This window comes from Flavobacterium sp. LPB0248 (assembly GCF_013388355.1).
In the GTDB taxonomy this organism is placed as follows: domain Bacteria; phylum Bacteroidota; class Bacteroidia; order Flavobacteriales; family Flavobacteriaceae; genus Flavobacterium.
In genome coordinates this window covers 3,188,010-3,202,330 of the sequence record NZ_CP058246.1, presented here as the reverse complement: position 1 = coordinate 3,202,330, position 14,321 = coordinate 3,188,010, and the positions used below count along the sequence as shown (strand labels likewise).

Sequence of the window (14,321 nt, the reverse complement as noted above, 5' to 3'; positions counted from 1 at the left end):
TTATCTGTCAAACAATAATCTTTTTCCAGCTCTTGTATCTTTTACTTTGAAATTATTATATACCAATTCTCCGTTTACAAAAGTATGCGTAATTCTAGATTTGAAAGTATAACCTTCAAACGGAGACCATCCGCATTTGTATAAAATATTTTCTGGTTTCACACTCCAAGGCAGACTTGGATTAACGATTACTAAATCGGCGTGGTAACCTTCTCTAATAAAACCTCTTTTTTCTATTTTGAAAATCTTAGCCGGATTGTGGCACATTTTCTCCACGATTTTCTCCACACTAATTTTTCCTTGATGATGCGCTTCAAACATTGCCACAACAGCGTGCTGTACCAACGGACCTCCAGAAGGAGCGTTTAAGTAAGACTGCTGTTTTTCTTCTTTTGTATGCGGAGCGTGATCTGTTGCAATTACGTCAATTCTTCCGTCATTTAAAGCTTTCCAAAGTTCAGCGCGATCTTCGGCTGTTTTAACCGCAGGATTCCATTTAATGAAATTTCCTTTTGTTTTATAATCTTCATCCGTAAACCAAAGATGATGTACACAAACCTCAGCAGTGATTTTTTTATCTTCTAAAGGAATTTTATTAGTAAACAACTCCATTTCTTTCGCAGTTGAAAGATGGAAAATATGCAATCTTGCACCAGTTCTTTTTGCTAAAGCTACCGCTTTTGACGAAGAAATATAACAAGCTTCTGCGCTTCTAATTAAATTGTGTGCCGTTACAGGAACATCATCTCCGTACTGTTCTTTAAAAGCCGCAAGATTATTTTTAATCGTAGTTTCGTCTTCGCAGTGAACCGCAATTAACATTGGAGTGCTTGAGAATATCTTTTCTAAAACCGCTTCATTATCTACCAACATATTTCCCGTAGATGAACCTAAGAAAATCTTGATTCCCGCAACATTTTTTGGATTTGTTTTTAAAACTTCTTCCAAATTATCGTTTGTTGCACCCATCATAAACGAGTAATTCGCAAATGATTTTTTTGATGCAATCTGATATTTATCTTCTAAAATTTCCTGAGTAACCGCATTCGGAACTGTATTCGGCTGTTCGATAAAAGAAGTAATTCCTCCCGCAACAGCTGCACGAGATTCCGATTCGATATCACCTTTGTGGGTTAATCCTGGCTCTCTAAAATGCACTTGATCGTCTATTGCGCCCGGCATTAAATAATTTCCTTCAGCGTCGATTACGATACAATCTGAAGTTTTTAATGAAATGCTGTCTGCAATTTCAACAATCAAATCGTTTTCAATTAAAACATCACCTTCAAAAATTGTCCCTTCGTTTACAATTTTGGCATTTTTTATTAAAATCCTGTTCATTTCGGTTGGTTTATAATGAATTGACTAATTTTCTTAATCTAAGTGAAATCACCCCAAGAATAGCTTCTTTAATAATAGCATTACTCATTTTAGAAACTCCTTTTGTTCTATCAGTAAAAATAATTGGGACTTCGGTAATTTGAAATTTAGCACAGTACGTTCTGTACTTCATTTCAATTTGAAACGCGTACCCGACAAACTTTATTTCATTTAAATTGATTTTCTCCAGAACTTCTCTTTTGTAACAAACAAAACCTGCAGTGGCGTCGTGAATTTTCATTCCAGTGATAAATTTCACATAAACAGAAGCAAAATAAGACATCAGAACTCGGCTTAATGGCCAGTTCACTACATTTACCCCTTTTACATAACGAGATCCAATTGCAAGATCTGCTCCACCAAAATGGCAGGCATCGTATAATTTTTCTAAATCATTTGGGTTATGCGAAAAATCGGCATCCATCTCAAAAATAAATTGGTAGTCACGCTCCAAAGCCCATTTAAAGCCATGAACATACGCAGTTCCCAATCCTGATTTTTTTGCTCTTTGTTCTAAAAAAAGTTTTCCTGGATATTCTTCCTGTAATGCCATCACTTTTTTTGCAGTATGATCAGGAGAATTATCATCGATAATCAGCAAATGAAAAGGTTTATGCTGCGAAAGTACAGCTCTAACTATACTTTCTATATTTTCAATTTCGTTATAAGTGGGAATTATGACAATACTATCATTCATTTTTTTCTCGGTAATTTCACCGCAAAAGTAAACTTTTTATAGCATTTGATTCATAATAAATATATAATAAAAGTATTGCATCAAAAAATTACTAATTTTGCAAGGCTATGATTGAACAATTACACCCTCGAATTCTTGAAAACAAAGACTGGGCAACACTTTTATTTGTGCTGACCTTTGCTGTTGTTGCCATGACAAAATCGGCTTACGAAACAAGATTTAGTGAATTTAGTAAACTTATTTTTTCTGATAAATACGCCAAGATTTATCGAGACAACAGCCACATGAAAAACAGCTTTACGGTTGGTTTATTTTTTGTGCAGATTGTATCGTTTGCATTTTTTATCCTGCTTACGTTGAATATTTTTGGCCACGCTTCAAAAACTGACTGGGTTTTATTTATTCAGATTGCCACTTTTCTGCTTTATTTCATTTTAGGAAAGTATTTAATCGAAAAAATTGTAGCCACTTCCTTCAATATTGACGAATTTGTAGAGCTTTTTAACTTACAAAAAGTAACGTACAGAACTTATATTGGCGTTTTAATCCTTCCAATCAATGCTGTTTTGTTCTATTACAACAATATTCCGCAAATTATACCGCTAGCAATCATAGGCATTTCGCTGTGTATTAGCGTATACTCTTACTTTATTTCAATTAAAACGTATCAAAACGTAATTATCGGCAAGTTATTTTATTTTATTTTGTATCTTTGCGCTCTTGAAATAGCCCCTTATTATTTTCTCTATTATTGGGTAACAAAAGGGAGTGCTTAGAAAATATTTATAATATGAAAGTGAAAACAATTTTGGTGTCACAGCCTGAACCTAAAGTGGAGAATTCTCCTTACTTTGAGCTCCAACAAAAACACAAAATAAAAATTGATTTCAGACCATTTATTCATGTAGAAGGGGTTAGCGCAAAAGAGATTCGATTACAAAAAATCGATCTTAATCATTACACTGCGATCATTTTAACAAGTAGAAATGCTGTAGATCATTTTTTTAGAGTGGCTGATGAAATGCGTTACAAAGTTCCTGAAGGGTTGAAGTATTTTTGTCAATCTGAGGCTGTTGCGTTTTACCTTCAAAAGTATGTTGTGTACAGAAAACGTAAGATTTACGTTGGAGCAAAAGATTTTGCAGATTTATCTCCGCTAATTAAGAAGTACAAAGACGAGAAGTTTTTACTTCCTGCATCTGACCAATTAAATGCAGATGCTCCTGTTACATTAAACGGTCTAAAAGTAGATTGGGCACAAGCAATTTTCTACAGAACTGTAATGAGTGATTTATCTGATTTAGCAGATGTTTATTATGATGTCTTAGCTTTTTTCAGTCCGACAGGAATTAAATCATTGTTTAAAAATTTCCCAGATTTTAAACAAAACAACACCAGAATCGCCGTATTCGGAAGCACAACGCAAAAAGAGGCTCTTGATCATGGTTTAAGAATTGATATTCTTGCTCCAACTCCTGAAACGCCTTCTATGACAATGGCTTTAGAGAAATACGTTGCAGAAGCAAACAAAGGGAAATAATCCTTTTTAAAATATTCAATTTTTAAAATTCCAAATTCCAAGTGAATAGCTTGAAATTTGGAATTTTTGTTTTTAGAAGTTATTCTATACATTTCCTGTGGTTGAAACTACGGGTTATGTTTTGAAATCTGGGATCTAGGATTTGAGAATTGAAAATTGGAATTTTATTTTCCCTTCATTTTAACTACATTTGATTTCTATTCAAAACCCAAATCACAAAAAATAGTTTCAAATTGTAAGTTATGAAAATCAACTCCCTCTTAATTGAAATTGACGGAATCGACAAGGAAATCCTTCGATACCTAATGGAAGATGCCCGAAAACCAATTTTGCAAATCGCTAATAAAATCGGAATTTCTGGAGCCGCAATTCACCAAAGATTAAAAAAGCTAGAGCAATCTGGCGTAATCTCCGGCTCTAAGTTTACTGTAAACCCAAAAGTTTTGGGGTATAATACAATGGCATTTGTGGGAGTTTATTTGGATAAAGCCTCTAGAAACTCTGAAGCCGTAAAAGAACTTCGCAAGATTCCAGAAGTTTTAGAATGTCATTATACAACAGGAAACTGGTCTGTTTTGATTAAAATTATCTGTCGTGACAACGAGCATTTAATGCAGCTTTTAAATAACAAAATCCAAGCAATTGAAGGAGTTTCCAGAACTGAAACTTTTATCTCGTTAGATCAGCAGATTGATAGACAGATACAGCTTTAGAATTAGAGAATGTGCCAATTTGATAATGTGCCAATTTGATAATTTGATAATTAAGTAATTCAAAATTAAAAGCTTCGACTTCGCTCAGCGCAACAACTAATTGCAAAGTTATCATAAAATAAAACCCGACAGTTTTTTTTAAAACTGTCGGGTTTGTTATAAATTATCTAATTGACTAATTATCTCAATTAACGAATTAATTCCTTCTGCTTCCAGAATAAATTGAGATATAGTATAGCAACGTTGCAATAGAACCTATTGCCGCTACCACGTAAGTTCTTGCCGCCCATTTTAAAGCATCTTTTGCTCCAGCTTGTTCTTCTTGCGTAAGCATATGTTTGTTTTCTAACCAAGCTAAAGCACGATTACTTGCATCATATTCTACCGGAAGTGTAATTACAGAGAACAAAGTTGTTGCCGCGAAAATGATAATTCCGATTAACAATAATCCAGGAAAAACTTTAATCATTAAAATTCCTGCAATTAAAATCCATTGTACATAATTTGAAGCGACGCTTACGATCGGCACAAGCTTAGAACGCATTGTAAGCCATTCGTAACCAATTGCATGCTGCACGGCGTGACCGCATTCGTGCGCCGCAACAGCTGCTGCCGCTGCATTACGATGGTTATAAACTGCTTCACTTAAATTTACTGTTTTATCTGAAGGGTTATAATGATCTGTTAACTGACCTGGCGTTGAAATCACACGAACATCTGTAATTCCGTTATCGGCAAGCATTTTTTCAGCAATTTCTCTTCCGCTCATTCCGTTTCGTAATTGCAATTTCGAATACAATTCAAATTTACTTTTCAGCTGCGAGCTAACCAGCCAGCTGAACAACATGATAGCTCCAGCAATAATTAAATATCCTGATCCCATTTTTTTGTGTTTTTAGATTGATTTTTAAATTTACAAAACAAACTGCAAATTGTGAACCACTTTAACAAAATGTCATTTTGACATCATTTTACCACTTTTGACTTAATTCAGCATGTTATTTTTGAGCAAAAAAGCAATTAATTCTGCCACATTCTTCATTTTATACTTCTGAAGAATATTTCGTCGGTGGGTTTGAACGGTTAAAAAACTTAAAAACAAATCGTCGGCTATTTCCTGAGTCGATTTTCCTTGCGATAACAATAAAGCAATATCACGCTCTCTTCGGCTTAAACCTGGAATTCTTTCCAAATCTTCCGACAAAGGCTGGCTGATTATGGTTTTTACTTCTTCGCTAAAAACAATTTCGCCATCAATAGCTTTGTAAATACATTCTTTAAACTCATCAAAAGAGGCGTTTTTAAGAATATATCCGTTTCCTCCATTCTGAATAAACTGCATAACCAAACTTCTTTCAGACTGGCTGCTCATACCTATAATTACAATTTTAGGATGCTTCTGCTTGATTGTTTTACACAGATCAACTCCATTTATAACGGGAAGAAAAATATCCATTAAAATCAAATCAACTTTATTGTCTTCGATATAATCTAAAAGCGCAATTCCCGATTCAAATTTTTCTACAATTTCTATGTTATCTAAATCCGACAGCAAACCTGAAATTCCAGAAATCACAATCGGATGATCGTCTACTATTACCGTTTTATACTTCATAATCATGATTTGGGTTATATTTTAGTTCAATATAAGTCGACGTTCCTTTATCCAAAACCGAATCAATTTCTAATTTTCCATTTAAAAAAGCCACGCGATTTTTAATGTTTCTCAAGCCCATTCCATCTCTTTTTTCTGCATGGCCCACATTAAAGCCGACTCCATTGTCTTCTACAGTAATAAAAAATACATCTTTATTCTGCGAACAAGAAACCAGAATCTGAGAAGCTTTGGCATATTTTAAAGCATTATTTAAAAGTTCTTGAATGATTCTAAAAATCATGATTTTAAAATGCTGCGGCAAGGTTGTTTTTTTAATCAAATACTGAAATTCAATTGTTGTTTCGTCTGTTGAATGTGAAGCGCACAAATCTCTAAGTGCATGCTCGAGACCTAATTTCATCAAGCTTTCGGGCATTAAATTCTGAGAAATATTACGAAGTTCTTTAATGGAATCATTCAGCATGCCATTTATATTAGACGCATTATCATTCTTCTCACGATCAGGCAGATTCAAATGCATTTTAAGACCCGAAAGCATACTTCCGAGTCCGTCGTGAAGATCTCTTGCAATCCTTTTACGCTCTATCTCTTCTCCTTCAATCAAAGCATTTGAAATCGATAATTTCTGCTGATTTTCTAATGCCTCGAGTTCCTGTTTATGATTTACTTCTTTCTGAAAACTTATTTTTTTCTGATAATTATTCCAGCTCCATAAAAACAAAACCGTCAGAAACAGAACAAATGAAAGCACAGCAAAAAGCATCATATTCAAACGATTATTATTAACCTGAAGAACTGCTTTCTCATTCTCCGACTGCAACAGACCTATTTTCTTTTCACTTTCTGCTTTTTTATATTTTGCTTCAAGCTCTACAATTTCACTTTTCAGTTTAGCATCGTTTAAACTATCATTTATAACATTGTATTTGTTCGAATAATAATATGCTTTCGGATATTCTTTTGTAGCATTATAAACTTTAGACAGCTCTTTGTAATAATTCTTTTTATCTACAATAAAAGGCGTTTTTTCGATCAGATATTCCAGATTACTTTTGGCTTTGCCATAATTTTTCAATTTAAAAAGCACTTCATATTCTGCAAATTTCAATCTGTTTACCGCAATAGCATTACTATGATTTTCTGCAGATTTAATTCCTTTTTCAAAACTCACTAATGCTTCATCATGTTTATTTTGTTTGGCATAATAAAGTCCTTCCGAATAAAAATAAGAATCATTCAAATTAGATTCTGGATATTTTTCTAAAGTCTCATAAGCTTTGTCTAGAATTTCTTTGGCGTCGTAAAAATGTTTGAGTTCAACTAAGTTTTCTGCATTAATAATATAAGTTTCCATCTTAGACTCAGCTAAAGTTGCAGATTTCTTGGTAGCGCTTTCTATATATTTCTGTGCCTGATCGAGGTATTCAGCTGCTTTTTCGCGTTCCTCATTATTCATAAAAATAATGGCAACTGCTTTATTTAAAGCGCTGATTAATTCATAATCACCACTTCTTTTAGCAATAGGAATCGCTTCATTTATCAGCAATTTCATATAAGCATTCTCATTATTTTTTCGCTGTTGCATTATACCATAATTCTGCAGTATCACAGCACGAAGTTTATAAGCTTCTTTATTGCGGTATTTTTTAAGTTTAGCATTGGCATCTAGCAAGGTTTTTTCAAAACCTTCCAAATCGCCTTTTTCTATAAAACTGTAGGCATTATAAAAAATAGAAGCATCTTTTAGAAAAGGAAATTTGGCTTTAAGTTTATTTGCCTGCTCAAGATATTCTTTAGATTTTTTAGCATCCTGCGCCATCAAAAACAATTTTGACAACCTAAAACTATTTAAGCATTTGACACTATCGAATTTTGTGTTTTTTGTGATTTTAACAATACTGTCAATGTAAACAGTATCATCATCTAATGAAAGAATTACTTGTGAATTGGAAATTGCGGTAAAAAATAAAAAAAATAATAAGGCGTAGATTTTCTTCATAAATGTGGCATTTACTCAAAGTTATTAAAGCTTAATGACTTTCGAAAAGAAAACGCTTGCTTTTACCTGATATCAGGTAATAAAAAATACATTTTATCAGGTATTGTTCCCCCGTAGTTAAGGGTCTAATTTTGTTGTAGATCTTACTATTAATTAAATATATACTATGAAATCAATTTTGAAAACCTTAGCAATTGTAATGACTCTTGCTTTTACAGCAGTTTCTTGCAGCAGTGATGATGATAATAAAGGAGGGAATAACTCAAGAGACGTTAAATACGAAATAACTGGAAACTTTTCTGGACAGATCGATGCAGTTTATATGGAATCTGGAAATGCTGCACAAAGTGTAGATATTACCAAATTACCTTGGACTAAAGAATTTACTGCCTCTGCAAATACTGTCGGTGCAGGAGTACAAGCTTCAGGTCATGGAGGTGTTGTTGATCAAACTTTAACTGTAAAAATTTACGTTGGAGGAAAAGTAGAACAGGAAACGACTGCTAAAGCAAAAGCTGATGGAACAATCGTCGCAATTCCTGGTAATTTCATCTTCCCGCAATAATTTATAGAAATTTAAAATTTTAGATTTTTGTTTTTGGTAAAAGAAAGCTTCGCAATTGCGAAGCTTCTTTTTTTATGATTCTAACTGATTGTTGACCTCTTCAAATTTTTCAATTAGATTATTAATTTTCTCTTGCTGTTTTTTGGTTTGTTTTGGATGAATGTAAAACCAGTTAAACAACATCCAAAATAATGTGATTCCATATATTAAAATTGCCATCAAAGGAGTCATTTTACTCGCATACTCATACATATAAAGACAAATTCCAACGGTTAATAGAATAAAATACAAAGTCATCAGTTTTGTCTGCATGAAGTTTTGTTTCTTTTTAATTAAAATCAGATTTTGCAAATATTCTTGATTGGTTTGATTTGCTTCTATATTTTTATAATTGCCTAATAATTTGTTGTAAACCATCAAATAAATCAACATTGCTAAAATCACCAAAACAATTCCGATTTTAGTTGAAATAAATTGTGGCTGATAATAAAACCAAATAAAGGCAATAAAAGCACAGGTTGCTAAAAGCAGAATATTGGTAAGCCATAAACAACGCAAACTTGTTTTCTTAAACTTATTTATTCGTGCCAGCAAATCGGTCATGTCTGGCTGACTTACGGATTGTTTTTTCCATAAATCTTTAAAATCTATATTATTATCGTTGTCCATTTTCTTTAAATTTTTGAGTCAGTTTTTCTTTAATTCTATGAATTTTCACTCTAACATTGGCTTCAGAAAGTCCGACGATTTTAGCAATTTCGGTTTGTTTAATATCTTCTAACTCTAACGAAATAATGATACGATCGGTTTCTGGAAGCTCAGCAATACATTTATATAAGAATTGAATCTGAGGTTCTAATGAGGTTTGTTTATCTTCTGAAAGATGAATTGGCAGTTCTGATTTTGGGAAACGCTTTTGTTTTTCTATCTGTCTCAAACAATTATTGGAAGCTATTCTAAAGATCCAAGTTCCAATAGAAGATTCATTTCTAAAAGTTTCCAACTTCTGCCAGACAATTATAAAAGTTTCTTGTGTTAAATCTTGAGCGGCGTCATAATCATTTACAAATCCCATGCAAAGCCTAAAAATTCTGTCCCAATATGTTTTGTAGATTTCTTCGAATTTCATTTTAAACTTTAATAAAATTATTTAACTGCTCCATGTACCAAGCGGTATCATCGTACATAATAAAATGCAGACCATTTGTTGCATACTGAAAATTTGCCGTTTTTAAATTTTTGTACTGATCTTCAATTGCTGGTTTTAAATTTATAAAATAAGATTCTAAAAGAATTAAAGCTGGACATTTAATTTGTGCGATTTTTTCTCTTAAATCGATATTGAAAAAATCACAATACATCTGCCCAAAAGTTGTTCTGTCTGATTTTACACTCCAATCTACCACCATATCAAGCTTAGATGCATCTGCTAAAAGTCTTGGCATGGTCTTTTTTTGCATATCATAAAACTGATCATTGCTCATTCCTGTCATTTGATTTACTGTTGAAGAGCAGTCATTATTTATTTTTGATTTAAAAGCAGGATCATTTAAAGCAGCTAAACAAGGAAGCGCATCTACCACCACAATTTTACTAATCAAATCTGGATAATCTGCCGCAATAGCAAGCGCAAGTCCACCTCCCATACTATGACCAATTAAGATTGGTTTTTCAATATTATTTTCTTTGATATAATTAGCAATTCCGTTTTTCCAGTTTTCAAACGAAGCATTTGGCTGTGCTTTTCTCCCTGCAAAACCAGCCATTGTTAGTGTATAACAGGTAAAATTATTTTCGAATGCGGCTTTGGTTTCATTCCAAACATCTCCAGAAGATGCAAAACCCGGAATAAATATAATAGATTGATCTCCATTTCCAGTTTTTAAAACTTCAAACGGAAATTGTTTTGTTTGTCCGAAAACATTTAGACATAATGCTGAGAATAAGAATGCGATAATTAAGATGATATACTTTTTCATTTTTAATAGTTTTAAGTTGCTAATTAAATCGGATCCATGCTTTTGATACGACAACTATTAAAATGTTACAACTCAGATTATTTTTTTTATGAGAAAATTACTAATTCTAATGTTTGTGGAGTTTTTAACCGCAAAGGGCGCAAAGGTTTACGCAAAGAACGCTAGGTTTTCCGCCACGAATTCACGAATTATTTTTATTCTCAAAGATTATCAAAAATAATTCGTGAATTCGTGGCGAAAAAAAAAATAAAAAAAATCCCAAACCCCAATCGTAAAATTGGAATTTGGAATTTGGAATTTTTTATATTGAAATTTTAAAATTATTACCCTACAAGGTTGATAATTTTCCCAGGAACGATAATCACTTTATTTGGTGTTCTTCCGTCTAAGTGTTTTTGTGTTCTTTCGTCTTTCATTACGATTTCCTCGATTTGCGCAGCGGTTAAATCCAAAGGCAATTCGATTGTGAAACGCATTTTTCCGTTGAAAGAAACTGGATATTCTTTATTCGTCTCCACTAAATGTTTTGCCTCAAAAGCAGGGAAAGAAACTTCTGAGATTGAAGTTGTATGTCCTAACTGTTCCCATAATTCTTCTGCAATGTGAGGCGCGTACGGTGAAACCAAAATTGCTAATGGCTCTAAGATCGCTCTTGAATGACAGTTTTGAGAAGACAATTCGTTTACACAAATCATAAACTGAGAAACTGAAGTATTGAAAGAGAAATTCTCAATGTCCTCAGCCACTTTTTTGATTGTTTTGTGCAATGATTTTAAGTTGTCTTTTGTTGGTTCGTCGTTGTTTACGATTAAGCCATTATCATCAAAATACAATCTCCATAATTTTTTCAAGAAACCAAATACACCAGAAATCCCAGCAGTATTCCAAGGTTTTGCCTGCTCTAATGGACCTAAGAACATTTCGTATAAACGCAATGTATCAGCACCGTATTCTGCGCAGATATCATCTGGAGTTACCACATTATAGTATGATTTCGACATTTTTTCAACCTCGCGTCCTACAATGTATTTTCCGTTTTCATCAAAAATAAATTCTGCTGTATTGAAATCTTCTCTCCAAGCTTTGAACTTTTCGATATTTAACTCATCAGAAGAATTTACAAAATGAACATCAACACGAATTGGCTGTACATTTTGACCTTCAATTTTATTCTTAGATACAAAAGTATTTGTTCCTTCCAATCTGTAAACATAAGCCGTCGTTCCTAAAATCATTCCCTGATTAATCAGTTTTTTGAATGGTTCTTCAGTTGGAGCAAAACCTTTGTCTTTTAAGAATTTGTTCCAGAAACGAGAATATAATAAGTGACCTGTAGCGTGTTCGCTTCCTCCAATATATAAATCTACATTTTCCCAGTAAGCCAATGCTTCTTTACTTGCAAATTCATTTTCGTTGTGCGCATCCATATAACGCATCCAGTACCATGAACTTCCCGCCCATCCTGGCATAGTGTTCAATTCTAAAGGAAAAATGGAAACATTGTCAACTAAATCTGTATTGACAACTTTATTTTGTTTTGTATCCCAAGCCCAAACTGCTGCATTTCCTAATGGTGGCAAACCGTCTTCAGTTGGTAAATATTTCTCTACTTCTGGTAAAATAATTGGCAAATGCTGTGTGTCAATCATTTTTGGCAATCCATTTACATAATAAACTGGGAAAGGTTCTCCCCAATAACGCTGACGAGAGAAAACCGCATCACGCAAACGGTAATTTGTTTTTCCTTTTCCTTGTCCGATTTCTTCTAATTTATAAATTGCTTTTGCTGTCGCGTCTTTATAATTTAATCCGTTTAAGAAATCAGAAGCTGTGATTTCAACGTTGTCTTTTGATCCGTAAGCAGCTTCAGAAATATCAACATTTGCGAAGATATTTTTGATTTCCTGCATTCCGTTCTGACCTTTAAAGAAATTAGCAAAAGCATAATCTCTTTCGTCTCCACAAGGAACCGCCATTACTGCACCAGTTCCGTAACCAGCCAAAACATAATCACCAATCCAAACCGGAATAGCTTCTTTTGTAAAAGGATGTTCAGCATAAGCTCCAGTGAAAACTCCTGAAATGGTTTTTACATCGGCCATACGCTCGCGCTCTGAACGTTTTGCTGTTTTTTCGATATACGCTTCAACCGCTTCTTTTTGTTCTGGAGTTGTAATTTTAGCTACCAAATCATGTTCTGGCGCCAAAGTCATAAAAGTAACTCCAAAAATAGTATCAGGACGAGTAGTGAAAACCTCGATTACCTCATCATGATTTTTCACATTAAAAGTTACCAAAGCCCCAACCGATTTCCCGATCCAGTTTCTTTGAGATTCTTTAATTGACTCACTCCAATCGATATCATTTAAACCTTGAAGCAAGCGTTCGGCATAAGCAGAAATTCGCATACTCCATTGTGTCATTTTTTTTCTTATAACAGGAAAGCCTCCACGTTCTGAAACTCCGTTTACAATTTCGTCATTCGCTAAAACAGTTCCTAAGCCTGGACACCAGTTTACTTCAGTTTCTGCCAAATACGTCATTCTGTATTGCAACAAGATTTTCTCTTTTTGTTCTTCAGAATAAGAATTCCATTCGTCAGCAGTAAAAATCGCAACATTATCATCGCAAACTGCTTCAACCAATGCATTTCCACTTTCTTCAAAAACAATTACAAGCTCTGAAATATCAAATGCTTTTCCTTGTTTTCTGCAATACCAAGAATTGAACAATTGGATAAAAATCCATTGTGTGTGCTTATAATAATCAGGATTTGATGTACGCACTTCACGAGCCCAATCAAATGAGAATCCGATTTTATCTAACTGTTTTCTATAACCCGCAATTTGTTTTCCTTCTTTGTCTACTCCACCGTCAATATTTACACGCGTTGTATCTTCTGGACGCTGTCCTGTCTGAATCGCATATTGTTCTGCAGGCAATCCGAAACTATCGTACCCCATTGGATGCAAAACATTGAAACCTTGATGTCTTTTGAAACGAGAATACACATCTGAAGCTATATAACCCAGCGGGTGCCCAACGTGTAATCCTGCTCCAGATGGATAAGGAAACATGTCGAGAACATAATGTTTCGGTTTTTCAGAGTTGTTCTTTGCTGCAAAAGTTTGATTTTCTGCCCAATATTTTTGCCATTTGGCTTCAATTTCGTTTGGATTGTACTTCATTTCTAAGTGACTAAGATTCTAAGTTACTAAGGTTCTAAGCTTTTCACTAAATTAATTAAGCCGCAAATTTACATTTATTGCGGATTGTAGCAAAGCTATTTCACTGACAAACAAATAAAATAACAAAATACGTATTTTTAATTACGTAAAAATACTTATGTTTACATTTTAATACTTAGAAAACAGATCACATTGACAGAATATTTTTATCAGAAAAGAATTATTTTTGAATAGTATTAAAAAAATTAAAATGGCTGACAGTAAAAAATACAGTGTCGAAGTTCGTGTTTGGATTGAAGAAGCTGAAGGCGCTTTTCTTGGAATAGGGAAAATCTGGTTATTGGAAAACATCCGAAAAACAGGCTCGATTACCAATGCCGCAAAAGAAATGAAAATGGCGTATCGTCAGGCTTGGCAATTGGTTGAAGAAATGAATCAACGCGCCGAAAGTCCGTTAGTTGAAAAACTTCTTGGAGGAAAAGGCGGCGGCGGAGCACGATTGACCGAAGCAGGAGAAAAAGCTATTGCTGTTTTTTATGAAGTTGAAAAACGTATCAAAGAGTTTGCTCAAAAAGAAACTCAAAATTTGAAGTTTTAAAAAAATAAACATTTAAACCAAAACCTTTTTTTTAACCATCAGTA

The 14,321-nt window shown here is 33.6% G+C and carries 14 protein-coding genes; 5 read left to right on the top strand and 9 right to left on the bottom strand.

Annotated features, from left to right (window positions below; translation table 11 throughout):
* Together LPB248_RS13400 and LPB248_RS13395 are read right to left on the bottom strand one after the other, a co-directional pair.
* Positions 1-1,341, bottom strand: a complete 1,341-nt coding sequence (locus tag LPB248_RS13400; protein WP_177211887.1) for a dihydroorotase — start codon at positions 1,339-1,341, stop codon at positions 1-3.
* A 10-nt stretch (positions 1,342-1,351) separates the two neighbouring features.
* Positions 1,352-2,077 carry a polyprenol monophosphomannose synthase gene (locus tag LPB248_RS13395; protein WP_177211886.1) on the bottom strand — a complete coding sequence of 242 codons (726 nt, stop codon included), beginning with the start codon at positions 2,075-2,077 and terminating at the stop codon, positions 1,352-1,354.
* A gap of 107 nt (positions 2,078-2,184) precedes the next feature.
* Between LPB248_RS13395 and LPB248_RS13390 the strand changes: the two genes are divergently transcribed.
* The 3 genes from LPB248_RS13390 (at position 2,185) to LPB248_RS13380 (ending at position 4,330) form a co-directional block, all read left to right on the top strand.
* Positions 2,185-2,853: a DUF4271 domain-containing protein gene (locus tag LPB248_RS13390; RefSeq protein WP_177211885.1), complete on the top strand. Its 669-nt coding sequence runs from the start codon at positions 2,185-2,187 to the stop codon at positions 2,851-2,853.
* Positions 2,854-2,867: 14 nt separating this feature from the next.
* Positions 2,868-3,617, top strand: coding sequence for a uroporphyrinogen-III synthase (locus tag LPB248_RS13385; protein ID WP_110347507.1), 750 nt, complete (start codon positions 2,868-2,870; stop codon positions 3,615-3,617).
* A gap of 242 nt (positions 3,618-3,859) precedes the next feature.
* Positions 3,860-4,330 (top strand): Lrp/AsnC family transcriptional regulator, encoded by a 471-nt coding sequence (locus LPB248_RS13380; protein ID WP_095928286.1) that lies wholly within the window; start codon positions 3,860-3,862, stop codon positions 4,328-4,330.
* A gap of 196 nt (positions 4,331-4,526) precedes the next feature.
* Here the strand turns inward: LPB248_RS13380 and LPB248_RS13375 are convergent, their stop codons facing one another.
* The 3 genes from LPB248_RS13375 to LPB248_RS13365 form a co-directional block, all read right to left on the bottom strand.
* The gene (locus LPB248_RS13375) at positions 4,527-5,213 is read right to left on the bottom strand and encodes a zinc metallopeptidase (RefSeq protein ID WP_095928287.1); all 687 of its coding nucleotides are present in this window, start codon (positions 5,211-5,213) and stop codon (positions 4,527-4,529) included.
* A gap of 102 nt (positions 5,214-5,315) precedes the next feature.
* Positions 5,316-5,945 carry a response regulator gene (locus LPB248_RS13370; RefSeq protein WP_239452955.1) on the bottom strand — a complete coding sequence of 210 codons (630 nt, stop codon included), beginning with the start codon at positions 5,943-5,945 and terminating at the stop codon, positions 5,316-5,318.
* On the bottom strand, positions 5,935-7,947 hold the full coding sequence (locus LPB248_RS13365) for a sensor histidine kinase (RefSeq protein ID WP_177211884.1): 2,013 nt from the start codon (positions 7,945-7,947) through the stop codon (positions 5,935-5,937). Before LPB248_RS13365 ends, LPB248_RS13370 begins: the two co-directional genes overlap by 11 nt.
* Positions 7,948-8,113: 166 nt before the next feature.
* Here LPB248_RS13365 and LPB248_RS13360 point away from each other — a divergent pair, with 166 nt between their 5' ends.
* The gene (locus LPB248_RS13360) at positions 8,114-8,512 is read left to right on the top strand and encodes an MmpS family transport accessory protein (protein WP_177211883.1); all 399 of its coding nucleotides are present in this window, start codon (positions 8,114-8,116) and stop codon (positions 8,510-8,512) included.
* 72 nt (positions 8,513-8,584) lie between these two features.
* On the opposite strand, the gene LPB248_RS13355 is transcribed toward LPB248_RS13360, so the two are convergent.
* The 4 genes from LPB248_RS13355 to leuS all read right to left on the bottom strand — a co-directional run bounded on the left by LPB248_RS13355 (position 8,585) and on the right by leuS (position 13,679).
* Positions 8,585-9,181 carry a hypothetical protein gene (locus LPB248_RS13355; protein WP_177211882.1) on the bottom strand — a complete coding sequence of 199 codons (597 nt, stop codon included), beginning with the start codon at positions 9,179-9,181 and terminating at the stop codon, positions 8,585-8,587.
* A complete protein-coding gene (locus LPB248_RS13350) occupies positions 9,168-9,641 on the bottom strand; it encodes an RNA polymerase sigma factor (protein ID WP_177211881.1) in 474 nt (157 codons plus the stop codon). Before LPB248_RS13350 ends, LPB248_RS13355 begins: the two co-directional genes overlap by 14 nt.
* A gap of 1 nt (position 9,642) precedes the next feature.
* Positions 9,643-10,491 carry an alpha/beta fold hydrolase gene (locus tag LPB248_RS13345; RefSeq protein ID WP_177211880.1) on the bottom strand — a complete coding sequence of 283 codons (849 nt, stop codon included), beginning with the start codon at positions 10,489-10,491 and terminating at the stop codon, positions 9,643-9,645.
* Positions 10,492-10,814: 323 nt separating this feature from the next.
* On the bottom strand, positions 10,815-13,679 hold the full coding sequence (leuS, locus tag LPB248_RS13340) for a leucine--tRNA ligase (protein WP_177211879.1): 2,865 nt from the start codon (positions 13,677-13,679) through the stop codon (positions 10,815-10,817).
* Between the two features lie 250 nt (positions 13,680-13,929).
* Between leuS and LPB248_RS13335 the strand changes: the two genes are divergently transcribed.
* Positions 13,930-14,277, top strand: coding sequence for a winged helix-turn-helix domain-containing protein (locus LPB248_RS13335; RefSeq protein WP_177211878.1), 348 nt, complete (start codon positions 13,930-13,932; stop codon positions 14,275-14,277).
* Positions 14,278-14,321 lie beyond the last annotated feature (44 nt).